At 66.3% G+C, this 17,726-nt stretch carries 19 protein-coding genes and 2 pseudogenes; 3 read left to right on the top strand and 18 right to left on the bottom strand.

The window, feature by feature from the left end; all coding sequences use genetic code 11:
- Positions 1 to 6: 6 nt before the first annotated feature.
- The 11 genes from ACWD6N_RS28345 to ACWD6N_RS28295 form a co-directional block, all read right to left on the bottom strand.
- A complete protein-coding gene (locus tag ACWD6N_RS28345; RefSeq protein WP_387328745.1) occupies positions 7 to 1,599 on the bottom strand; it encodes a replication initiator in 1,593 nt (530 codons plus the stop codon).
- Entirely contained in the window at positions 1,596 to 2,489 is an 894-nt protein-coding gene (locus ACWD6N_RS28340; RefSeq protein WP_387328748.1) for a DUF2637 domain-containing protein, read from the bottom strand. The genes ACWD6N_RS28345 and ACWD6N_RS28340 overlap by 4 nt, the downstream gene beginning before the upstream one ends.
- A complete protein-coding gene (locus ACWD6N_RS28335) occupies positions 2,486 to 2,833 on the bottom strand; it encodes an RRQRL motif-containing zinc-binding protein (protein ID WP_387328824.1) in 348 nt (115 codons plus the stop codon). Before ACWD6N_RS28335 ends, ACWD6N_RS28340 begins: the two co-directional genes overlap by 4 nt.
- Positions 2,834 to 3,606: 773 nt before the next feature.
- Complete coding sequence (locus tag ACWD6N_RS28330; RefSeq protein ID WP_387328751.1) at positions 3,607 to 4,017, bottom strand: DUF6197 family protein; 411 nt, start codon at positions 4,015 to 4,017, stop codon at positions 3,607 to 3,609.
- Positions 4,014 to 4,532 (bottom strand): DUF6197 family protein, encoded by a 519-nt coding sequence (locus ACWD6N_RS28325; protein ID WP_387328754.1) that lies wholly within the window; start codon positions 4,530 to 4,532, stop codon positions 4,014 to 4,016. Before ACWD6N_RS28325 ends, ACWD6N_RS28330 begins: the two co-directional genes overlap by 4 nt.
- A gap of 86 nt (positions 4,533 to 4,618) precedes the next feature.
- On the bottom strand, positions 4,619 to 4,810 hold the full coding sequence (locus ACWD6N_RS28320; protein WP_355610090.1) for a hypothetical protein: 192 nt from the start codon (positions 4,808 to 4,810) through the stop codon (positions 4,619 to 4,621).
- The gene (locus tag ACWD6N_RS28315; RefSeq protein WP_387328757.1) at positions 4,807 to 5,685 is read right to left on the bottom strand and encodes an FtsK/SpoIIIE domain-containing protein; all 879 of its coding nucleotides are present in this window, start codon (positions 5,683 to 5,685) and stop codon (positions 4,807 to 4,809) included. Before ACWD6N_RS28315 ends, ACWD6N_RS28320 begins: the two co-directional genes overlap by 4 nt.
- Before the next feature lie 108 nt (positions 5,686 to 5,793).
- Positions 5,794 to 6,723, bottom strand: a complete 930-nt coding sequence (locus ACWD6N_RS28310) for a hypothetical protein (RefSeq protein WP_387328760.1) — start codon at positions 6,721 to 6,723, stop codon at positions 5,794 to 5,796.
- Between the two features lie 120 nt (positions 6,724 to 6,843).
- Positions 6,844 to 7,176: a hypothetical protein gene (locus ACWD6N_RS28305; RefSeq protein ID WP_366636922.1), complete on the bottom strand. Its 333-nt coding sequence runs from the start codon at positions 7,174 to 7,176 to the stop codon at positions 6,844 to 6,846.
- Between the two features lie 186 nt (positions 7,177 to 7,362).
- On the bottom strand, positions 7,363 to 8,559 hold the full coding sequence (locus ACWD6N_RS28300) for a helix-turn-helix domain-containing protein (protein ID WP_387328762.1): 1,197 nt from the start codon (positions 8,557 to 8,559) through the stop codon (positions 7,363 to 7,365).
- Complete coding sequence (locus tag ACWD6N_RS28295) at positions 8,552 to 8,869, bottom strand: putative quinol monooxygenase (RefSeq protein WP_387328765.1); 318 nt, start codon at positions 8,867 to 8,869, stop codon at positions 8,552 to 8,554. The genes ACWD6N_RS28300 and ACWD6N_RS28295 overlap by 8 nt, the downstream gene beginning before the upstream one ends.
- Before the next feature lie 478 nt (positions 8,870 to 9,347).
- Between ACWD6N_RS28295 and ACWD6N_RS28290 the strand changes: the two are divergent.
- Positions 9,348 to 10,226: pseudogene (locus ACWD6N_RS28290) on the top strand (IS701 family transposase); the annotation flags it as partial.
- 259 nt (positions 10,227 to 10,485) lie between these two features.
- Here the strand turns inward: ACWD6N_RS28290 and ACWD6N_RS28285 are convergent.
- The 5 genes and pseudogenes from ACWD6N_RS28285 to ACWD6N_RS28265 form a co-directional block, all read right to left on the bottom strand.
- Positions 10,486 to 10,896, bottom strand: a complete 411-nt coding sequence (locus ACWD6N_RS28285; protein ID WP_387328771.1) for a DUF6069 family protein — start codon at positions 10,894 to 10,896, stop codon at positions 10,486 to 10,488.
- 10 nt (positions 10,897 to 10,906) lie between these two features.
- Positions 10,907 to 11,374, bottom strand: coding sequence for an SRPBCC family protein (locus ACWD6N_RS28280; protein WP_387328774.1), 468 nt, complete (start codon positions 11,372 to 11,374; stop codon positions 10,907 to 10,909).
- Positions 11,371 to 11,715, bottom strand: coding sequence for an ArsR/SmtB family transcription factor (locus tag ACWD6N_RS28275; RefSeq protein ID WP_387328827.1), 345 nt, complete (start codon positions 11,713 to 11,715; stop codon positions 11,371 to 11,373). The genes ACWD6N_RS28280 and ACWD6N_RS28275 overlap by 4 nt, the downstream gene beginning before the upstream one ends.
- 793 nt (positions 11,716 to 12,508) lie before the next feature.
- Entirely contained in the window at positions 12,509 to 14,182 is a 1,674-nt protein-coding gene (locus tag ACWD6N_RS28270) for a P-loop ATPase, Sll1717 family (protein ID WP_387328776.1), read from the bottom strand.
- Between the two features lie 712 nt (positions 14,183 to 14,894).
- Positions 14,895 to 15,864 (bottom strand): annotated as a pseudogene (locus ACWD6N_RS28265) (tyrosine-type recombinase/integrase); the annotation flags it as partial.
- A 42-nt stretch (positions 15,865 to 15,906) separates the two neighbouring features.
- Between ACWD6N_RS28265 and ACWD6N_RS28260 the strand changes: the two are divergent.
- Together ACWD6N_RS28260 and ACWD6N_RS28255 are read left to right on the top strand one after the other, a co-directional pair.
- Positions 15,907 to 16,341 (top strand): 5'-3' exonuclease H3TH domain-containing protein, encoded by a 435-nt coding sequence (locus ACWD6N_RS28260; protein ID WP_354968488.1) that lies wholly within the window; start codon positions 15,907 to 15,909, stop codon positions 16,339 to 16,341.
- The gene (locus ACWD6N_RS28255; protein ID WP_354968487.1) at positions 16,338 to 16,955 is read left to right on the top strand and encodes a PIG-L deacetylase family protein; all 618 of its coding nucleotides are present in this window, start codon (positions 16,338 to 16,340) and stop codon (positions 16,953 to 16,955) included. Before ACWD6N_RS28260 ends, ACWD6N_RS28255 begins: the two co-directional genes overlap by 4 nt.
- Positions 16,956 to 17,005: 50 nt before the next feature.
- Here ACWD6N_RS28255 and ACWD6N_RS28250 read toward each other — a convergent pair whose 3' ends face one another.
- A complete protein-coding gene (locus ACWD6N_RS28250) occupies positions 17,006 to 17,158 on the bottom strand; it encodes a hypothetical protein (RefSeq protein WP_354968486.1) in 153 nt (50 codons plus the stop codon).
- A gap of 7 nt (positions 17,159 to 17,165) precedes the next feature.
- Positions 17,166 to 17,336: a hypothetical protein gene (locus ACWD6N_RS28245; RefSeq protein WP_387328781.1), complete on the bottom strand. Its 171-nt coding sequence runs from the start codon at positions 17,334 to 17,336 to the stop codon at positions 17,166 to 17,168.
- Positions 17,337 to 17,726 lie beyond the last annotated feature (390 nt).

Here is a 17,726-nt window from a genome sequence, read left to right as displayed (position 1 = left end):
TACGTGTCAAGCGGCCAGGGATCGGGCGGTGGCGCGGTGGGTGGTCATCTCGTCGGCCAGGGCGTCGACGCCGGCGAGGTGTTGCGCGCGGGCCATGGCGGCGGCGGTGTTGGCGAGCAGGGCGTCGCCGGTGGTGATCCAGCCGGTTGCCTGGTAGCCGAGTTCGTAGATGACGCGTTCGGTTTGCTCGTCGTCCCAGGTGTGCGGGTGGCCCTCGGTACGTCGCCAGATGGTGCGTTGGAGGCGGAGGAAGCCGAGGGTGACGGAGAAGGCGCGGCTCTTGGTGGCGATGTGTCCGCCGTAGCCGAACTGGTGCGCCCAGCGGCGAAGCCTCGCGTAGTCGGGGTGCTCTCCGATGTCCCAGCAGGCGCGGATGAGCCGCCCGAGGTGCGTTGCCGGGTCGCCGTGGATCTGAACGGAGAGTTCGTCGACGCGGCGCAGGCTTAGGCCGGTTACCTCGGTGCTCTTGGTGACGTACTTGGCGATGTAGCCAGTGATTTGGGCGAGGTTGACTTCGTGGCCGGGGGCGTTGACGTGCTTGAGGTCCAGGCCCTTGTCGCCCCAGGCGATGTGCCAGCCCTGCCGGCCGTTGGCGGGGTGCGGGGCGGAGGTGTAGGCCGTCTTGACGAACGCCGTCTGGACCGCCTCTTCGAACATGTCCCGGGTGACTACGCGGGGCGGGGGCACGATCGCCTCAGGGCAGTCGGGGTTGTAGCCGTCGAGGCGGATGAGGGCGTGGTAGTGGATGACGCCGCGTACCTGGAATTCGTAGACCTTGATGTAGCGGCGGCGCAGGTCCACGCCATGTGCCCGGCCGAGGCGGCGTAGCTCCCGGTCGGCTTGTTGGATGGTGCGGCGCCACAGCTCGGGTGCCTCGTGGTTCCAGACGACTTGGCCGGTGTGGTCGTAGCAGTCCAGGCACAGCGGCTGTCCGAGGTGGGTGTCAGCGGCCTTGTGGCGTTGGCCGCAGCGCAGCTCGACACCGTGGGGGCAGGTCCGACCGAACGGGTGGCACACCGAGGCCCGGCAGGTGCAGCCGTCTTTCTTGCGGCAGTCCGCCGCGTGGACTTTCACCACCCGGTGGTGCACCGGCCCGAACGACGGGGCGGTCGCGGTCAGAAAGATCGCGATGTGCTCGTGCAGCGGCGGTAGTCCCCACCGGTCGCCTTGGAGGCCGGCTTTGATGAGGTGGTAGGTGTCGCGGCGGTACAGCTCAGCACATGACGGGCAGACGTTGGCGCGGCGGTTGCCGCAGGGGGTGTAGATCGCGCCGTCGGGCATGTCCTCGGTGTCGACGGTGGCCATGCGGTTGCCGTCGGCGTCGTTGACGTGGATCTGCCCGGCTAGCCGGATCGGGTGCTTGCACGCGGAGGCGGCGCGGACGTGGCCGAGCCATTCGGGGTAGTCCGGGTCCTGGGCGCGGGCGCGACCGGTGGCGACGGTGCGGGGATCGTGGCCTCGTACCCACCCGTCAGCGGCGGGGTTGCGGGTGCCGGTGGTGGGTGCAGCCCAGGGCCAGTAGCCGGCGGACTCAGCGGAGGCTCCCGTGCCCGAAACCGTGGTGGTTTCGGGCGCGAGAGGCAACGTCGAGGACGTCACGCGGTGGCTCCAACAGCGGTGCCGTTGTGGGCCTTGTCGTTGATGGTCGGTTGGGTGTTCAGGGCCGTGAGGATGTCGGCGGCCGTGTGGGTGGGGAGGCGCAGTCGCACGGCGAGTTGGCCGGGGGTGATGGGTTCACCGTGGGCTTTCTCGTGGGCGCTGGCGACGATCCGGGCTCCGGAGAGCAGTGCGGGCGCGGGGCCGGCGGTAACTACCGCAGGCGCGGCGGGTGCCGGGGTCGGGTCCTTCTCGGTGGTGTCCGGGGTGGGCTCGACCGTCGTCGGGGTGTCGGTGTCCTCGCCAGAGGTGGGCAGGGTTATGGGTTCGTGGACAGGTGCGGTGATCTCGGGTGTGGGGTTGGTGGCAGGGGTCGCGGCGGCCGGGCGGACCGTCGGCGAGGCGGTGATGTCGGGTGACGACGCCTCGGCGAGGGTGGCCGGCGAAGGTGCCGGGACGAGTTCAGTGGGCCGGGTGTTGGTGTGCTTCGCGGCGAGTAGGGCGGCGGTGGCCATGAGCATCAGGCCATCGACGGCGACGGGACCGAACCAGATGACGAGGGTTCCTTCGTCGTAGTGACGCAGGAGTCCGGACAGGTGTTGGTAGGACACGAACGCGGCGACCAGGGCGACGGGCGGCATCCCGACCCAGCGCAGCACGTCCCAACCCCAGCCCGAAGGCCACGGGGTGCGGGCAAGGATCTCGATGGCGATGAACAGGAACAGCGGCCAGACGATCGCGGAGACAACCGCACCGGGCTCCGGGTTCCAGTTCTGCGGTGCGCCCTTCGGGGCGATGAAGGAGTGGGCGATGTTCGCGGCGACGGACACGAGTCCGCCGAGGACCAGGCCGAGGTAGGCCCAGCGGGTGGGACGGAGGTTCGTCGTGGTCATGAGGTCACCTCAGGGGTGCAGTCGAGGCACGCGTTCGTGCGACGGGGGATGTAGTAGGGCTTGACCTGCTGGCAGTCGGGGCAGGTACGCCGCGCGGTGAGCGCCTTGTCGATGGCCGCCTTCTGGGCGGGAGTGGCGGTGCGCTTGGGCATCGCCAGGTCGAGGCGGAACAGGTAGGCGACGCGCTTGCCGCGACGCCAGAGGATCTGCGCGGCGGGTTCCTGATCGCCGGGGCGCAGGTTGCGGGTACGCAGTTGCCGGCGGGTCAGCAGCCCGTCGGGGGCGAACTTGAACGGGTAGGTCGGCAGGCCGTAGCGCTCGCCGGTCGGGTCGTAGAACACCATCGGGTCCTCCGCGTCGTCGGCGTCGTCCTGGTCCTGGTCGTCGTCGCCGGTGGGGGTGCCGGTGGCGAAGGTGGGGTGTTCGTAGGTGTCGCGGTCGATGTCCTCGGGCAGGAACGCCGCCGAGCAGACCGCGCAGACGATCGGGCCCTCGTCGAAGGCAGCTGTGGAGATGCGCAGCTTGCGGGGGCATTCGCACTCGCACGAGACGCCGTTGTTGTTGTTCGTGCGGGTTTTGCCTTCCCCGGTCGGTTCGGGGTGGCGGTAGAAGCGCAGCGCGACGGAGAGGCCGGCGATGGTGGCCTTGTAGCGGGCGCGGGTGAGGTCGGTCAGGGTGCAGGGCGAGTAGCCGAGCTTGTCGTCCTTGGTGGTGGACAGGCCGAGTTCGGCGGCGAGGGTGGCGAATTTCTTGTTGTGCCAGCGGCCCTGCCGGGAGGTGTCCTGGATGCCTCGCGCGTCGGCGAGGGCGTGGGTGGCTTCGTGCAGGAGGGTGGTGAAGACGGCTTCTGGTTCGCGGGACAGTCCCTCGCCGGAGATGAGGATTTCGGGTAGCTGGTTGTCGCCGGCTTGCCAGCGAAGGGCGGCGAAGTGGCCCCACTTCATGCCCTGGCTGGGCTTGGTGGGTGAGCCGGAGCCGACCACGAGGACGGCGGCCGGGACTTCGGAGTGCTGGTCGCGGATCGCGGCCCAGGCGGACTCAAGCGCGCCGACAAGTGCGGCGGTGGAGATGTCGTTTTGACACGTACGTGTCACGTCGGGGGTGTGGGCGGCGGTGCTCATGCGGCCCTCCGGATGGTGTGTCTGCGGTAGGCGATGGCGGCGGCGCACAGCGCCTCGATGACGTCGGCCGGGGTGCGGCCGGGCAGGGTCTCCCAGGCGAAGACCGGGGCGTGTACGACGGCGATGAGGTAGGTGTTGAACCACTCGACGGCGGCGCTGTAGGTGCGCTGGTCGGCGTCGGTGATGCCGGTCAGGTACCAGCGGGGTCGGCCGAACACGGCGGCCCGAATCGCGCCGAGGATCGACGCCGGGTAGGTGCCGGTGCGATGACAAGCGCACTTAGCCGGGCAGGCGTCGTGCGCGTCGTAGAGGCCGGTCGAGGTCCAGCCGTAGCGGCCCAGGTAGAGGGCGGCGCGGTCGAGGATGGCGTGGACGTTGCCGGTCGGCAGGGCGGCGACGGTGCTCATCGAGCGGCCCGCCAGACGAGGAAGCCGACCCGGGTGGGCAGCCGCTCTTGGCTGTACTCGTTCTCGGCGTAGGTTTCGAGGTCGTCCTCGGTGGCGTGGGTCCAGTCGTAGTCGTCGGCGGCGTCGCGCAGGGTGGAGATGACCTGCTCGGCGGTTTGACCGGGGCGGTCGTTCCAGGTCAGTGGGCAGGTGGGGTCGTCGTCCTCGGTGGCCCGTGGCTGGGGCTGGTTGAAGTCGAGGTAGTTGGCCAGGGCGTCGATGGCGTGGGTGTAGTCGCGGGCTCCGCCGCGCATCTTGCAGTGGTGCGGGATCGACATGCGGTGGCCGTGCGCGGCCATCCCGATTGCGCCGGACACGCAGGCCGGCGGGTAGGGGTTGTCCTCGGTCGAGGCGTAGTAGGTGCCCTGGGTCCAGCCTCGAATTTCGAGGTAGCGGGCGGCGCAGCGCAGGGTGTCGGCCGGGGTCAGGTCGGCCAGCGCGGCGGGGGTGGTGGGCTGTTCTTGGGTAGGGTTCATGGCGGCCACGTCCTTTCGTGGGCGGTGGTTGGGCCGGCGAGCCGGGGTTGCTTTCTCAGGGCTGGTCCCGGTTCGTCGGCCGTCTTCTATCGGTGGTGCAGGTGGAGCCTCAGAAACACCCGCTGCCGGTCGTCGTTCTCACCGGCGGGGGTGGGTGCGGTGCGGAAGACCAGGACGCCCGCGTGCCGGGCGATGGTGGTCAGTGCGGCGATGTCTTCGCCGTCACCGATGAGCACCAGGTCCAGGACCCGAGTCGGGGTAGCGGTCGTGGTGCTCATGCCGCTGTCCGCAGGTCGGCGGGGGCGGCGAGGCCGCTACGGCGGCGGGTCCAGGTGGCGTAGTCGGCGACGCGGATGATGTCGGCGTCGGTCATGTAGGCGGCTTTCACCCGGTTGGGGATGCCGCCTTCGGCGATGAGGTAGCCCTCGCCCTGGTTGTTCGGGTCGATGCTGTTGGAGGAGAAGCCGCGGGCGTACCAGCCGTGTCCGAGCACGATGTCGGAGGACACGTCGTTGGTGCAGCGGCCAGCGAACCGCCACGCGAACAGGTCCCGCAGGGACGGCGGGATGATGTCCGAGGACGGGCGTTGAGTCGCGGCGGCGACGATGATGCCGACGGCGCGGCCCCGGGCGACGATGTCGCGTAGCAGCGCGGCGAACAGGTCCTGGTCCTTCTTGTCACCGGCGGTGGCGGAGAAGTAGGCGATCTCGTCGCAGGCCACGAGGATCTGACCGAACAGGTCGTTGGGGCCGATCTTGCGGCGGCGGTGCGACAGCAGGAACGAGTACCGGTTGTCCATCACGGTCTGCACCCGGCGAAGCGTGCGGATGGCGTAGTCCATGTCGGGGCCGACGAACACGTCGGCGGCGTCCTTCCACAACCCGAGTTCGACCTGCTTGCCATCGAGCAGGCACAGCCGCACATCCGGGCACAGGGCCGCGTGCCCAACGATGGTGTTCAGCAGCGACGATTTGCCCGCGCCGGGTTCACCACCGATCAGGATGTTGCGGTAGATCATCGGCAGGTAGGCCGGTTGGCCGAACTCGTCGATGCCGAGGAAGACCGGGTCGAAGATGGACAGGCCCGCGCCGACCGGCACCGTCTGCGGCGCGTCTGGCCGGGTGGGCAGTTCGATGGTGTCCGTGAGGTCCATTGCAGGGCTCCCGGGGTCGGTTGACACGTACGTGTCAAAGCGGGTGGGGGAGGGAAGGGCGCGGACGCTTGACCCGTCAGGGGTGCTTGGTCCGCGCCGTCCCGGTGGTTAGGCGTAGTCGGAGGGGTCGAACCCGTTCGGGCTCGCAGTGGTGGTGTTGCGCGGCTTGCGCTGGCGGGGAGTGTCGGCCGGTGCGGTGACCGGCTGGTCGGGCACGTCGGGCAGGTCCAGGCCGACAGGCGGCATGCCCGGTGAGGTAGGAGCGTTGGACGGAATGTCCGTGGGGACGTAGTCCGGCAGCGGCGACACCACCGTGTGCGCCAAGGGTTCGCGGCGGGTGATGTCGATGCGGATCAGCGCCGCGTACTTGCGACCGGCGCGCATGACGCGGACCTCGTTGGCCCAGCACGCCACAGCGAGTTTCTGCATCTGGCCGTCCTGCTCCAGATCCCGCAGAGACAGACCCGGGCGCAGCCACACCCAGACCCGCTCACCGGCCGGGGTCGACTTGGCGGGCAGGATCAGCGGCAGCGAACCGTGCCGGTTCGTGGCGATGAACGCCGCGAAGCACAGCCGCAGCCGATGCCGGACGATCAGGCACCAGATCCAGGCCATGACCCGGCGGCGGACCGGACCGATCGCGGCGGGGACGCCGACGGCCAGGGCGACGATGAGCAGCGAGCCCCACAGCGGGGTCGACTGCATCACCGTGGTCCAGCCGTAGACGACGGCCAGGCCGAGCCCGATCTCCGGCAGCCAGTGCCAGAAGACGCGCAGGACCGGCCACGCCACGATCAGCGCGAACAGCACCGCCCCGAGCAGAGCGCCGATGATGACACCGAGCAGCGCGCCCAGGATCGGGTGCAGGTAGTGCGAGGCCACCGTGGCGGCCAGGAGGCCGACCACGCCGAGGGTGACCCAGAACGCGATGGTGGCCCGACGACGATACGAGCGGGCAACCGGCGCTTCGATGACAGTGACGTTGTTGCCCCCACGGTTCGACCAGCCGAACAGGGACCTCTGGCTAGACTTGGACACGACAAGTCCTCCCTAGTAGGGACCTTGTTGGACAGGACGCGGGGTCGCAGACGACGCCAATCAACGGCGACCCCGTGTCCACCTCTTCGCTTCTGTGGAGCCGATCGAGAACGACCGCCGCTAGGCGGCGGCGGTGTCCAGTGCGGTCAGGGCCGAGGCCCGGAACGCGACACCCGAGCGGACCTTGCCGTCCCGGTCGTTGACCCAGGGCAGCGCCTCCAGGTTCACCGGAACGACCGGCTGACGAACCGCGACCGCCGGCATCACCGGGCTGACCACGGTCACGTTGATGACCTCAGCGCTACCGTCCGCGAGGGCGTAGAGCTGCACCGCCCACATCGGGGCCTTCGTCTCCCGGTCGAACTTCTGCTGACCCGTCTGGTCCAGCTTCGGCACCGGGTTCACCGCGACCTCGTACGACACCTTCGAGGTGTCCAGCAGCAGACGTCCCATGACTGACTCCCTTCAACTAGAGCTCGCTCACCTTGAGCGATTGCCCGTGTTCGATGGGATCAGCGTAGACCGTACAAAAGTACGTGTCTAGTACTTCAGTACGGATCATCGATAGGAATCTTGGTGCGAAGAAGGGCGCCCCGCTGTGGGACGCCCTTCGGTGCAGCTCGGGAGGTGTGGCGGTGGCTAGGCCACTCCTACGCGGCGGGCTAAGGCTGCCAGCCGGTCGGAGGGGGCGGGTTCCATCCGTACAAGGTCGGAAACCGTCGTCTCCACCACCGGGTGTCCCTTGACCTGCTCCGGGGTTAGCGCCTCGGCCTGCTCAAGCGCGTCGATTGCCTCAGATACCCTGCGGCGCTGAGTCCAGGCGCGTGCCACGTCGATGAGGAGCCGAGCCTGCCGCTCGGACGATAGGCCGGACGAGTCGATCCGCTCCGCCGCGCGGAGGGCAGAACCGGCGTCGCCGAGTTCGACTGCCACCGCGACCTCGTGCAGATGGACATTCGTGGGGCCGAACTCGGTCTCGTAATCGTTACGGTCGACTCCCAGGAGCTGGGCAGCGTTTCGCGCTACTCCGAGATACTCGTGAGCCCTCTGGTCGTCTCCCATCCGCGCAGAGGCCACAGCCAGTTGCAGATTTAGCGCGCCGAACAGCGACACGGCCGCCGGCTTGTCCGCCGATACCTCGGACTCCAGCGCTGCCGCAGACGACGATGCAGCGCTTATGACTTGATCGAATTGCCGCCCGCCCTGAAAAACCAGCGCAAGGCGGAATGTTCCAGCGGCTACCAATAGCGGGTCTCCGACCTGCTCCGCAACGAGCAACGCCCGATCGGTTGCGACCCAGGCTGCTTCATGCTGACCAAGCTTCGACAGTGCGGCCGAAAGGGCGTGATACACCGACGCTAGCTCGGTGAGGTACGTCTTTCGCGCCTCGTCTTTGGCGGATCGTGTTGCTCTCTCCAGATCCGGCAGTAGGCTCCGCAGCAGCTCGGCCAGGTCCTCGTAACGGGCAGCGTGTGCGTACGTCCAGCACAGATCGGCTCGCTCGGCTGTCTCCGGCAGGGGAAGCTCTCGGTCCTTGCCCAGGATCGCCGCCATGAGGTAGCTGGTACTTAGCACCGAACGTAGGGCGGCAGCCGCCGAGGGAACCTCAGCGCTCTCCGTATCCGCAGTGCCCGGGGCCAGTTCGGCCATCGGGATGCCGAGCGCACCCGCGATCCGCTCCAAGATGGAGACCCGGTCGATCGAACGCACCCCACGCTCGACCTGCGAAAGCCAAGCCTCAGACCGCCCGATCATCTCGGCAAACTCACGCTGAGAAAGCCCACGCTTTTGCCGCCGCATAGCTATAAGTCGACCTTGCTCATTGCTGTCAGGCATCAAGTGAACCAAGGCCCTTGCTAGGTCCGACCGTTAGAAACTCAACCCGCGCGTCCTGCGTGTACGGCTCGCGTTCCTTGTGAAAGCGGATCACGTGAGGCTGCACTTCGTGCGCGTCAAATGCCTTTCGGTCCGCGTAGCACTCGTAGAAGACTCGGGCGAGCGGTGCTCCCTCTACGGAGTGGGTAGCGTAAATCAGCGTCCCTGGTTCGCGGGCACGAATCTCAGCCCCTGTCACCGCGACAAGCGCGTCAAACGCTTTCGCGCTCTCGTCGTCTTTCAGATCGAAGCGCACCACCAATGCGAACATGCAGCCATCCTCCTTGTTAAACCGAGAGTCACGGCTTGCGTACGCAACTCTAGCCGTACTCTTGTTCGGCCACCCGTATTCTATTACGGATCTACTTGCCGGGGTAGTCGGCGAACGGGTGGGGCTCCTGAGCCAGTAGTGCTGTCGGATGAGCCTGGTAGTGCTGTCAGGCTCCAGTTGATGCGTTACGCATCTATTCCAGTTGATGGGTGACAGCTCGCCGGCCGGTAGTGCCTGGTCGTCACACCGCGTGACTGATCCGTCGCCTGCTGCCGGGACGCGCGATGGATGGTGCCCACCAGCAAGGCGCGGTCAGCGGCATGAGCGGATACTCGGCGTACCTAGTACGGCAGCCGCCATTGGCGGTCTGACCTGGCGGGATGCGGTGGGGGTGTGCGAAGTGGACGCAGCCGCCTGTCGATCCTGTGTTTGTGAGGACTACAAGATCGAAGGCGGCTGCTGCTGCCAGGGTTAGCAGATCGCCGATCCGCAGGCCTCGGCCGGTATGGGACTGCCACCGGAGCTGGAGTTCCGCACCAAGGGCCAGTTGGCGATCGACCTGTGCGCGGACGCGTACGCCGACGGGCTGGTGTTCGACGTCGCCTGCGGCGACGAGGTGTACGGCAACTGCACACAACTGCGGGAGTTCTTCGAGACTCACCGGCAGGCGTACGTGCTGCGGGTCGCCTCCACCTTCATGATCGACCTGCCCTCGGGTGACAGGCTGACCTGCGCCCAGGCCGCCACCCTGCTGACCGGGGACAACCGCGGGTGGGAGATCCGCTCGGCAGGGGCGGGGTCGAAGGGACAACGCTGGTACGCCTGGGCGTGGCTCGCCACCACCTCACCCCGCCACCATCTGCTGGTCCGCCGCCATCTAAACAGCGGTGAGCTGGCCTTTCACTACTGCCACGTGCCCGAGGGACAGATCCTGACCAAGACCAGGCTGATCCGCGCCGCCGGACTGCGCTGGCCCGTCGAGGAGTGCTTCGAGTTCGGCAAGGACCACTTCGGCCTGGACCAGTGCCAAGCCCGCCTCTACACCGCGATCGCCCGACACACCGTGCTGGTCATGGCCGCCCTCGCCGTCTGCGCGGTCACCGCCGCCCACCTCAATGACCGCACCGACACCCAGGCCCCGCCACCGAGCACACCCGACCAGCCGCCACCGCCCGAGCCCGGACTCATCCCATTGACCGTGCACGAGGTCAAACGGCTACTCGCCGACGCCCTTCACCATCCGACACCTCCCGGCCACGCCACCCGCTGGCTCACCTGGCGACGCCGTCACCAGGCCCGCGCCCGCTGGTTCCACCAACGCACCCGACTGAATCGCGACTACGCCCTGGTCAGCTAGCAATTGGCGGCTGCCGTACTAGAGCGGTGCCGTGAAAACAGATCTTCAGATCTGACCCGTGGCACTCGCCGTCGTCCGGCGTGGCGACGCGATCCTTGTTCCTCCACTCAGCCGAGATGGCGGATGGGCCATCTAAGCCGCAGGCCATAGGTATCTCATCGATGAGGGCGGCCCCGTCAAGCGGCAACCGTTGAGCCGTTTCGACGCACAGGGAAAGCCGTCCCGTCTGACATGATCTCCTTCCGGCGGGCCGTGCGGCTCAGGTTGGTATGGCTTTTGTGGCGCGGGTGGCCCCCGCCTGTCGGCCGATGGCGACCACGGCGGCGATGGTGATCGGGACGAGTGTCAGGTGGCAGAGGGCCAGTGTCGCCTTGCTCGCGGTGTCGAAGTCGGTGGGCAGGGTCATTAGGGCGATCGTGCCGACCGCCAGCACCGGGCCGACGACCAAGGCGGCCCGGATGACCCAGGCAGCAAGCGGTGCCAGCAGAGCGACGACGGCAAGGCCGATCAGCAGTGGTATTGCGCTGAAACCAGCGACGGTGACCGCGTCGACCTCGGCCGGTCCGCTGGAGGAGGTGAATTGAAACGTGCCGCCGGCTGCTCGCCCGACGCTGTAGAAGACGAGATTGACCACCACGGCGGTGACGCCGCCGAGAGCGACGACCGCCACCCGAGAGAGCCTAGACATCAGCAGGCTCCGTTCCGCGCTGACGGGCCAGGAACGCCTCGATGCGGGCGAATGCACCGGCCCACACCTCGCTGACGAAGAAGTCACGGACCTCGGGAACCGGGAAGCCGCTCTGGACGACGGTCATCAGGGTACCGCCGTCCTTCTCTTCGAAAGTGACCTCGATACGGGTCGTCATGGTCATGCCATCCGGGCTGGCGCCGCTGGACTCGGTGACGAGCCGGTGCGGGCGGTCGATCTCGACGAACGTCTGCGTCTCCCGGAACAGCATGTCGGGGCTGGGCCCCCACACCGCAGTCTGCTGTCCGCCGACCCGCAGATCGACCTCGATCTCGACGATGCCGGGCTGCTCGTCGAGGATGGTGAACCAGATCTTCTGCTTCTCGGCGTCCGTGTACGCGTCGAAGACCTCCTCCGGTGTCGCGGGCAGTTGCCGCGTCATCTGCATGTCAAGCGTCATGAATCCTGTCCCTTCGGGCCGGGTTGGAGGGTGAAGTAGGCGTCGAGACCGTCGAGGCGGCGGGCCCAGAGCCGTTGGTAGAAGCCGATCCAGGCCATCGCCTCATCCAGCGGCGCAACGCCGAGGCGGCACTGACGTGACCGGCCGACCTTCTCCGTAACGACGAGTCCGGCATCTTCGAGCACCTGGACGTGCTTTTTCATACCGGTCAGGCTCATCCCGGTGGGCTCGGCGAGCTCGCCGATGGTGGCCGGGCCGTCGCCGAGCCGGATCAGAATGCCTCGGCGGGTCGGATCGGCCAGCGAGGCGAACACCCGGTCCAGGACATGTTGGTGAACCATGTAGTTCACCTTACGACACTGAACCTTCAAGCTCAATGTCGTCTTGGTGCTGCGCGCGGCGACGCGCTCAATTCGGCAGAAGCGGATGTTGCCGCATCCGCGTCCTAGACCACCGGGGTTCACAGTCGGTAGCCGGCGAGCCGGGGGATCGCGTAACCCATCAAGCGGAGTCAACGTGTTACGTATCAACCGGAGTACGACATGAGCCCGGTAGTTCCCCCTGTGAGAACTTTCTGTACGAGATCAAGGCGGCCCGCTTCGCAGGCCGCTCGCGCCGCCGACCAGGGGCCGACCCGAACGGGTCGCCGATCGGGGACCCCGCGCCCTTAGCGCAAGCGCACGGGCGCACCCCGAACGGTTGCAGCCCCGCCGGCGGCGCGACATACGAAGGAGGCCCCGGGCCGCCATGATGAGATGAGTGGCAGTTCCGGGGCTTCGGTGTTGAGGATGACGACCAGGGCGTGCCTCCGGCGGGGCGCTCGGGCACTCCGGGATGGTTGGCGCCATCCCGACAACCTTCGCCCGGGCCGAGCCGAGCGGGTGGGGCCTGCCCGGTCAAGGTCGTTCAGACGTGGGGTGCTCCACCTTGACCGGGCAGGCCCCACCCGCTCCAGGGTGTGTGGACGAAGGCCGACGGGATGGCTAGGGGGCGCAGCCGGCGGCAAACGGCGGGGTGAGGAACGGTCGCGGAGGCCCGCGCAGTGAAGGTCTAGGTTTTAAATCCCGCCGTCCGACCGGGTTAGGGGCATATTCGGTCGGTGATCATATACGCCTGGCTATTGACGGCAGCCATTTAGTCTCGTATGTCTAGGGCCGGCCGAAACGCCGGGTGCACTACGAACGCTGCGACTTTACGCAGGTTACTGACATGGTCGGGGAAGCTGGGCTGGGCGTTGTTGTAGATGGCGGGCTCGTCGACCCGCCGACGTTCAGAACCGACAACTTCATCGACGGTAGTAATGCAGCCAATGAAGCCGATATTGTGAAGGAGTCGGATTAGCGCCTGGTATACCTCTGCCGGGTCATCCGAGCTCGAGGCCGACCAAAGAGGTTCAGCAAATCCGGTCAACCAAACGGTCCCCGCAAAATCAGGCTCCGCAGTCAACAGGGCGCACTCGACCAATCGCTTCGCCATCTCCTCCCAATCTAGAGTGTTTGGCGCGCGAGTGAAAGCTGCGAGGACGCGCTCGATTCCCGGGTATGTGGGCTTCCATTCATCGCGGAGAGCAAGTAGACGGTTCTTGGAGTATGCGGACTCGGCTGATTGGATTGCCGGCCAGGTTAGCTTCTCCTTCCCATTTGAGAGGGTGAAGCATTCGTTCAAGAAGGCGATGGCGTCCCGCGGTCGGAGCAGGGTTCGGTTGAGAATGTAATCTAGGGGGTTGCCTCGAGTTGGATTCGAGCGTGGAAGCAACTCATCCATTGATTCCACGTTGTCCAAGCCGTGGCGCTGGGCTGCCACGCTCACGCGGCTGTCCAGAAGATCACGCAGCTCGCTCTTTGACCATTTCAGCGTATGGCTGAGGCCGCGGAACTTCTCCTCCTGCCCGCCGGTTCTGCCGAAGTCGAGCGCCTCGAAGATGTTAGTCCGTAGTGCGACCAGGACCTTTAGGTTCTCAACCCGTTTCAGATCCATCACAGCACGGAAAAGGCACCGAATTAGATCGTTGGTGACTTTCTCGTCTGCCCAATCGCGATCTAGGTCGTCGATGACGATGTAAGTATAGTGCTGGGCGGAATCGAGGATATCCTCGTTCAAGACGCGTTCCATCTTGTTTAGACGAGGTAGTTGTGTCTCGTTTACGAGCCTTTGAAACCGGTTAACGAGTTCGCTGCGATTCTCCAGCGATTCCACCAAGGCGTCCGCACCGTTGACACTAAGGCTCCCGATGCCGGCGCTTATCTTGCCGCCCGCCTCAGCCTTCACCTGGGTCTCGAACTTCTCAATGATTTCTCGGACGCGTTCGTCTGTCTCTTGCCAGAACTTCCCCTCGAAGTCCTCTAGGTACTTAAGCGCTTCTTGTTTGCTCTTGTCTCGCCTGATCTTATCCATTAACCCGGAGAGGAATCGTTGCTTCGCTTCAGGTGAGTCAACCTGGTAGCGGTGCTTGATGATCTCGATGATCAGAACGTGCTTCCAGAGGGCGATGAATAGCGGGTCGAGGTGAACGTCTAGCGACTTTAGGAACCGAACGGCTTGCAGCTCTGAGATGTACGTCAGCGACAAATCCTCGGGGCTCAGGCGGATTAAATGGTCGCCGTGCTTATACTCGATCTGACGGAATAGCGCCGACTTGCCACTACCGGTGCGTCCAATAAGGAAGCACCGTTGATCATCACGAGATACTACTGACCGGTAAAGCCATGTCTCGTAAAACGCATCCCGCAGCAGGCCGTCGTACTCGGCGGCTCCCTCGCCTAACGTGAACTCATTCCGAATCCGCCGTTTGGGCTGCCGTGCCGCCACTGGCCACCTCCGAAGTCTTCGGGCTAGAAGTGGAGGCCACCTTATCGAAGATCGCAAGGGCGCGGGACCCCTCACGGGGTCATCCCCGGGTCTACTCGCATGCACTGTCAAACGACTGTCCCCCTAGGACGTTGCTGGATCATCGCCCAGATGCCCGGGTGCGGTAGGCCGAAGGGGCGGCCAGCAGTGGCGAGCGGACGCAGGCGAGTGCTGATGCAAGATCATCAAATATAGATCCACTGCACGGAGAGTGAGCATCGGTGGTAAGTGTTGACCAAGGTTGGAAGCTTTGCCCTCCTCATGGTATCGACCGGTTCGATTGGCGATGTCCTCTCGCTACCGTCGGTTTAAGGGGTTCAAATCCCGCAGTTCCGCCGGACGAGTCGGGCAAGTGCGGCAGGGGAAGTGGGTTGGGACCGGGTGGTGGTGGTAGCTCGTGAGGATGCGGCGGTACAGCACCGAAGTACAGCAACCGACGGAGCCCTACCGGATCGCGACGAACCCGATCAGGCCGTTGAACAGCCGTGCCGGCCCCGTCCAACCACCTTGCCGAGGTCTGGGGGTCAAGGGGTCGTCGGTTCGAATCCGGCCGTCCCGACAGACAAAAAGCCCTGACCAGCGGAAACGCTGGTCAGGGCTTTAAGTTTGTCTATGGGGTTTTGAACCGCCCCCCCGAAAACCCCCCATTTACCGGGGTCGGCAACCAGGTTCGTCATCCCTGCGCATCGTTGGGGACTGCGGGTGTGGGACGTCGCCCGCGGTCGGCGCCGAGTCGCTCGAGGATGTCCGAGACGTCCGGGGCTTGAGCGGGCTTGGCGATGTAGTAGGTGGCGGTGACCTCCTCGCTGGAGTGCCCCAGCTGGGCTGCGGCGCTCTTCGTGTCGGTTTCTTCCTTGATGAGGGTGGCGACTGTCTTGCGGAAGGTGTGGGGGGTTGACCCAGGCGAGGTCGGTGTCGGCGCGAGCCTCACGCCACTGACGGCGGACGTTGTTGGGTGACAGCCAGGTGCCGCGTCGGGAGGTGAAGATCGCGTCGTGGGGGTTGTCGGCGGCGACGAGCTTGCGGGCCATGATCATGCCGACGGCGAATCGGGGTAGGACGACGATCCGCCAGCCGGCGTCGCTTTTGGTCCAGGGTTGGCGGAAGAAGCCCCGGCCTTTGACGAAGACGAGCGTGCCGCAGATCGTCAGGGTGAGGCGTTCGGCGGCGAGGTCGAGGTCCTCCCAGCGCAGGGCGAGGATCTCGCCGATGCGGGCGCCGGTGGCGAGCATGAGGTCGACGATGTCGGCCAGATCGCCGCTGTGCCGTGGTCCGGGCTTGCCGGGGATGGGTCGCTGCCAGTCGCGGATCGCCGTACGGACGGCCTGGAGATTCTCGTCGGTGAGGGCGACGACGGTGCGGCGAGGTTTACGTAGCCGGCCGGTGTCGCGTACGGGGTTGGTGGGGATCGCGCCGTGGCGTACGGCCAGGGCGAACATCTGGCTCAGGACGACTTTCGCGCCTTTGGCTGCCGAGGGACGGTCCTTGGCGATGTCGCGCAGGAACCGATCCAGGCGCCCGACGCTGGCTTCTCTGATCCGGAGGTTGCCCAGGGCGGGCAGGATCGCGTTGCGCGCGCTGGTCTCGTATCGCTGGATGGTCTGTGGTGCGATCCGTTCCTCGGTGGTGATCTCTTCGATCCATTGTCCGTCGACACCACGCCGCCACCCCGCCCGGTCGTGATCATGTCCCGCGACCGCGACTACTACCAACTCGTCAACGACCGCGTCCGCGTCCTCCACACCAAGATGCACCCCGGCAAGCGCTACATCGGCCCCGCCGACGTCTTCGCCCGCCACCAGGTCACCCCCGCTCAGTGGGCAGACTTCCGCGCGCTCACCGGCGATCCCGCCGACAACATCCCGGGCATCCACGGCATCGGTGCCAAGACCGCCGCCACCCTCCTCGCCGACGGCCTCACTCTTGACGACCTGGCGACCTCCGACCGTCTGGACACCGGACGTGGCCGCCTCGTCCGGGAACAGCTCGGCTTGGCCCGCAAATGGCGGGACATGATCCGCCTCAACCACGAGCTGGACGTTCCCGTCATCCCCACCGGCCAGCGGAGTCAACTCCTGCCCACACCGGCGGAGGTCGTTGAGGAACTGGGCCTGTGGTGACGTCCGCCCCCGTCCTGCTCACCGTCATGGCGCATCCAGACGACGCCGAACTCTGGGCAGGCGGCACCATCGCCCGCCACGTCCGTAACGGAGGCACAGCTGTCATCGCCGTTCCCCACCACGATGCAGTCCGCGACGCCGAGGCCACAGTCGGCGCGCACCTCCTCGGGGCTGACCTCTACTTCATGGACCAGCTCTCGGTCTCGACCGTCGCCACCGTGCTCAGGGAAGTCCGCCCCGACGTACTGATCACCCACCCGACAAACGACATCCACCCCGAACACCGCCGCTGCGCCGAAGCGGTCCTCAGCGCCCTACCCAACGTCGTCATCACCACTGGCCACCCGAAGCGGGCCTACCACAGCGACGGCTACAACAACCTCGACCAGCACGGCCGCCCACTCGAACTGCCAACCATCATCGACGTCAGCGCCCACTGGCGCACCAAGCTCGACGCCCTCCGATCCCACACATCCCAGCCGATCCTCGACCACTTCGGGCCGATGGCCGACGCGCTCGGGAAGCTGCATGGCCGCCGGATCAACGCCGCGTACGCGGAGGCGTTCCGAGCGATGCCGATCCTCGGCCGCCTACCAGCAGCACCCGGCCTCTGACGCCTGAGCCTCGGGTGTGTTGACCCGGCAGGACATACCCGGCTAGGGAACTAAAGCGAGTCGTGGTCGGCGGACAACCGCTTGAGCAATCTTGCGGTCGCGGTGATCAGCGTCGCGCGGTCCTCCCGGGTGTACTCGAACTCCTTCGTCACGTCGTCCTTGTGGCAGGCGCCGCTCATGGTCGAAAACAAGTCCTCGGCCATGCAGGGCTCACCGCTCGGCGAGGGTGCGCTGCCGTGGCGTCTTCTTCACCGCATCGGCAAACACCTTTTGCGTCCCGTATGACTCGCGGACCTGCTCCAGCGCCTTGCGTGCCTGCCCGATCGCGGAGGGCAGGTTGCCCTCGCGTAGCAGCCCACGAGCGTCGCGCAGCAGTTCCACCGCGTCCGCATAATCCGCGCCGTCAGCCAGAGGCACTAGCAGCTCGACGTAGGTCCCGGCCTCGATGTCCTCCAGGTTGTCGGCCCACTCGCCAGCGCTGACATCGAAGGACAGCTCCCCGGTCAGCTGAGTGAACCTGTCAGCTACCCCTGGAATAGATCGTCTAGACGAAGGATTGAACCAGCCCTTCCAGCGCGGAAGACCTGTATGGCCCCCGCTCCCAGTTGAGACTGCCGCGGACGACGCGTCACCGTAAGAGCGAGCGCGTCTCATGGCTGCTCAAGCTCAGATGCACTGACGTGATCTCAACAAGAATCCGGTAGGTATCGGTATTCGAAATGGGTGAGGTGGAGAGCGGCGCGGACGATGTCGCCGACCTGCCGTGGGCTG

The sequence above is a fragment of the Micromonospora sp. NPDC005163 genome, assembly GCF_053599835.1.
The sequence above is the reverse complement of the archived record's forward strand: the minus strand, read 5'-3'. Positions and strand labels throughout refer to the sequence as shown.

Bases quoted from the DNA above. Each gene is read 5' to 3' on its own strand.
- ACWD6N_RS28340 (WP_387328748.1), bottom strand. From the start codon at position 2,489: ATGACCACGACGAACCTCCGTCCCACCCGCTGGGCCTACCTCGGCCTG.
- ACWD6N_RS28335 (WP_387328824.1), bottom strand. From the start codon at position 2,833: ATGGTGTTCTACGACCCGACCGGCGAGCGCTACGGCCTGCCGACCTAC.
- ACWD6N_RS28330 (WP_387328751.1), bottom strand. From the start codon at position 4,017: ATGAGCACCGTCGCCGCCCTGCCGACCGGCAACGTCCACGCCATCCTC.
- ACWD6N_RS28325 (WP_387328754.1), bottom strand. From the start codon at position 4,532: ATGAACCCTACCCAAGAACAGCCCACCACCCCCGCCGCGCTGGCCGAC.
- ACWD6N_RS28320 (WP_355610090.1), bottom strand. From the start codon at position 4,810: ATGAGCACCACGACCGCTACCCCGACTCGGGTCCTGGACCTGGTGCTC.
- ACWD6N_RS28315 (WP_387328757.1), bottom strand. From the start codon at position 5,685: ATGGACCTCACGGACACCATCGAACTGCCCACCCGGCCAGACGCGCCG.
- ACWD6N_RS28305 (WP_366636922.1), bottom strand. From the start codon at position 7,176: ATGGGACGTCTGCTGCTGGACACCTCGAAGGTGTCGTACGAGGTCGCG.
- ACWD6N_RS28300 (WP_387328762.1), bottom strand. From the start codon at position 8,559: ATGCCTGACAGCAATGAGCAAGGTCGACTTATAGCTATGCGGCGGCAA.
- ACWD6N_RS28295 (WP_387328765.1), bottom strand. From the start codon at position 8,869: ATGTTCGCATTGGTGGTGCGCTTCGATCTGAAAGACGACGAGAGCGCG.
- ACWD6N_RS28280 (WP_387328774.1), bottom strand. From the start codon at position 11,374: ATGACGCTTGACATGCAGATGACGCGGCAACTGCCCGCGACACCGGAG.
- ACWD6N_RS28275 (WP_387328827.1), bottom strand. From the start codon at position 11,715: ATGGTTCACCAACATGTCCTGGACCGGGTGTTCGCCTCGCTGGCCGAT.
- ACWD6N_RS28260 (WP_354968488.1), top strand. From the start codon at position 15,907: ATGTCCCGCGACCGCGACTACTACCAACTCGTCAACGACCGCGTCCGC.
- ACWD6N_RS28250 (WP_354968486.1), bottom strand. From the start codon at position 17,158: ATGGCCGAGGACTTGTTTTCGACCATGAGCGGCGCCTGCCACAAGGAC.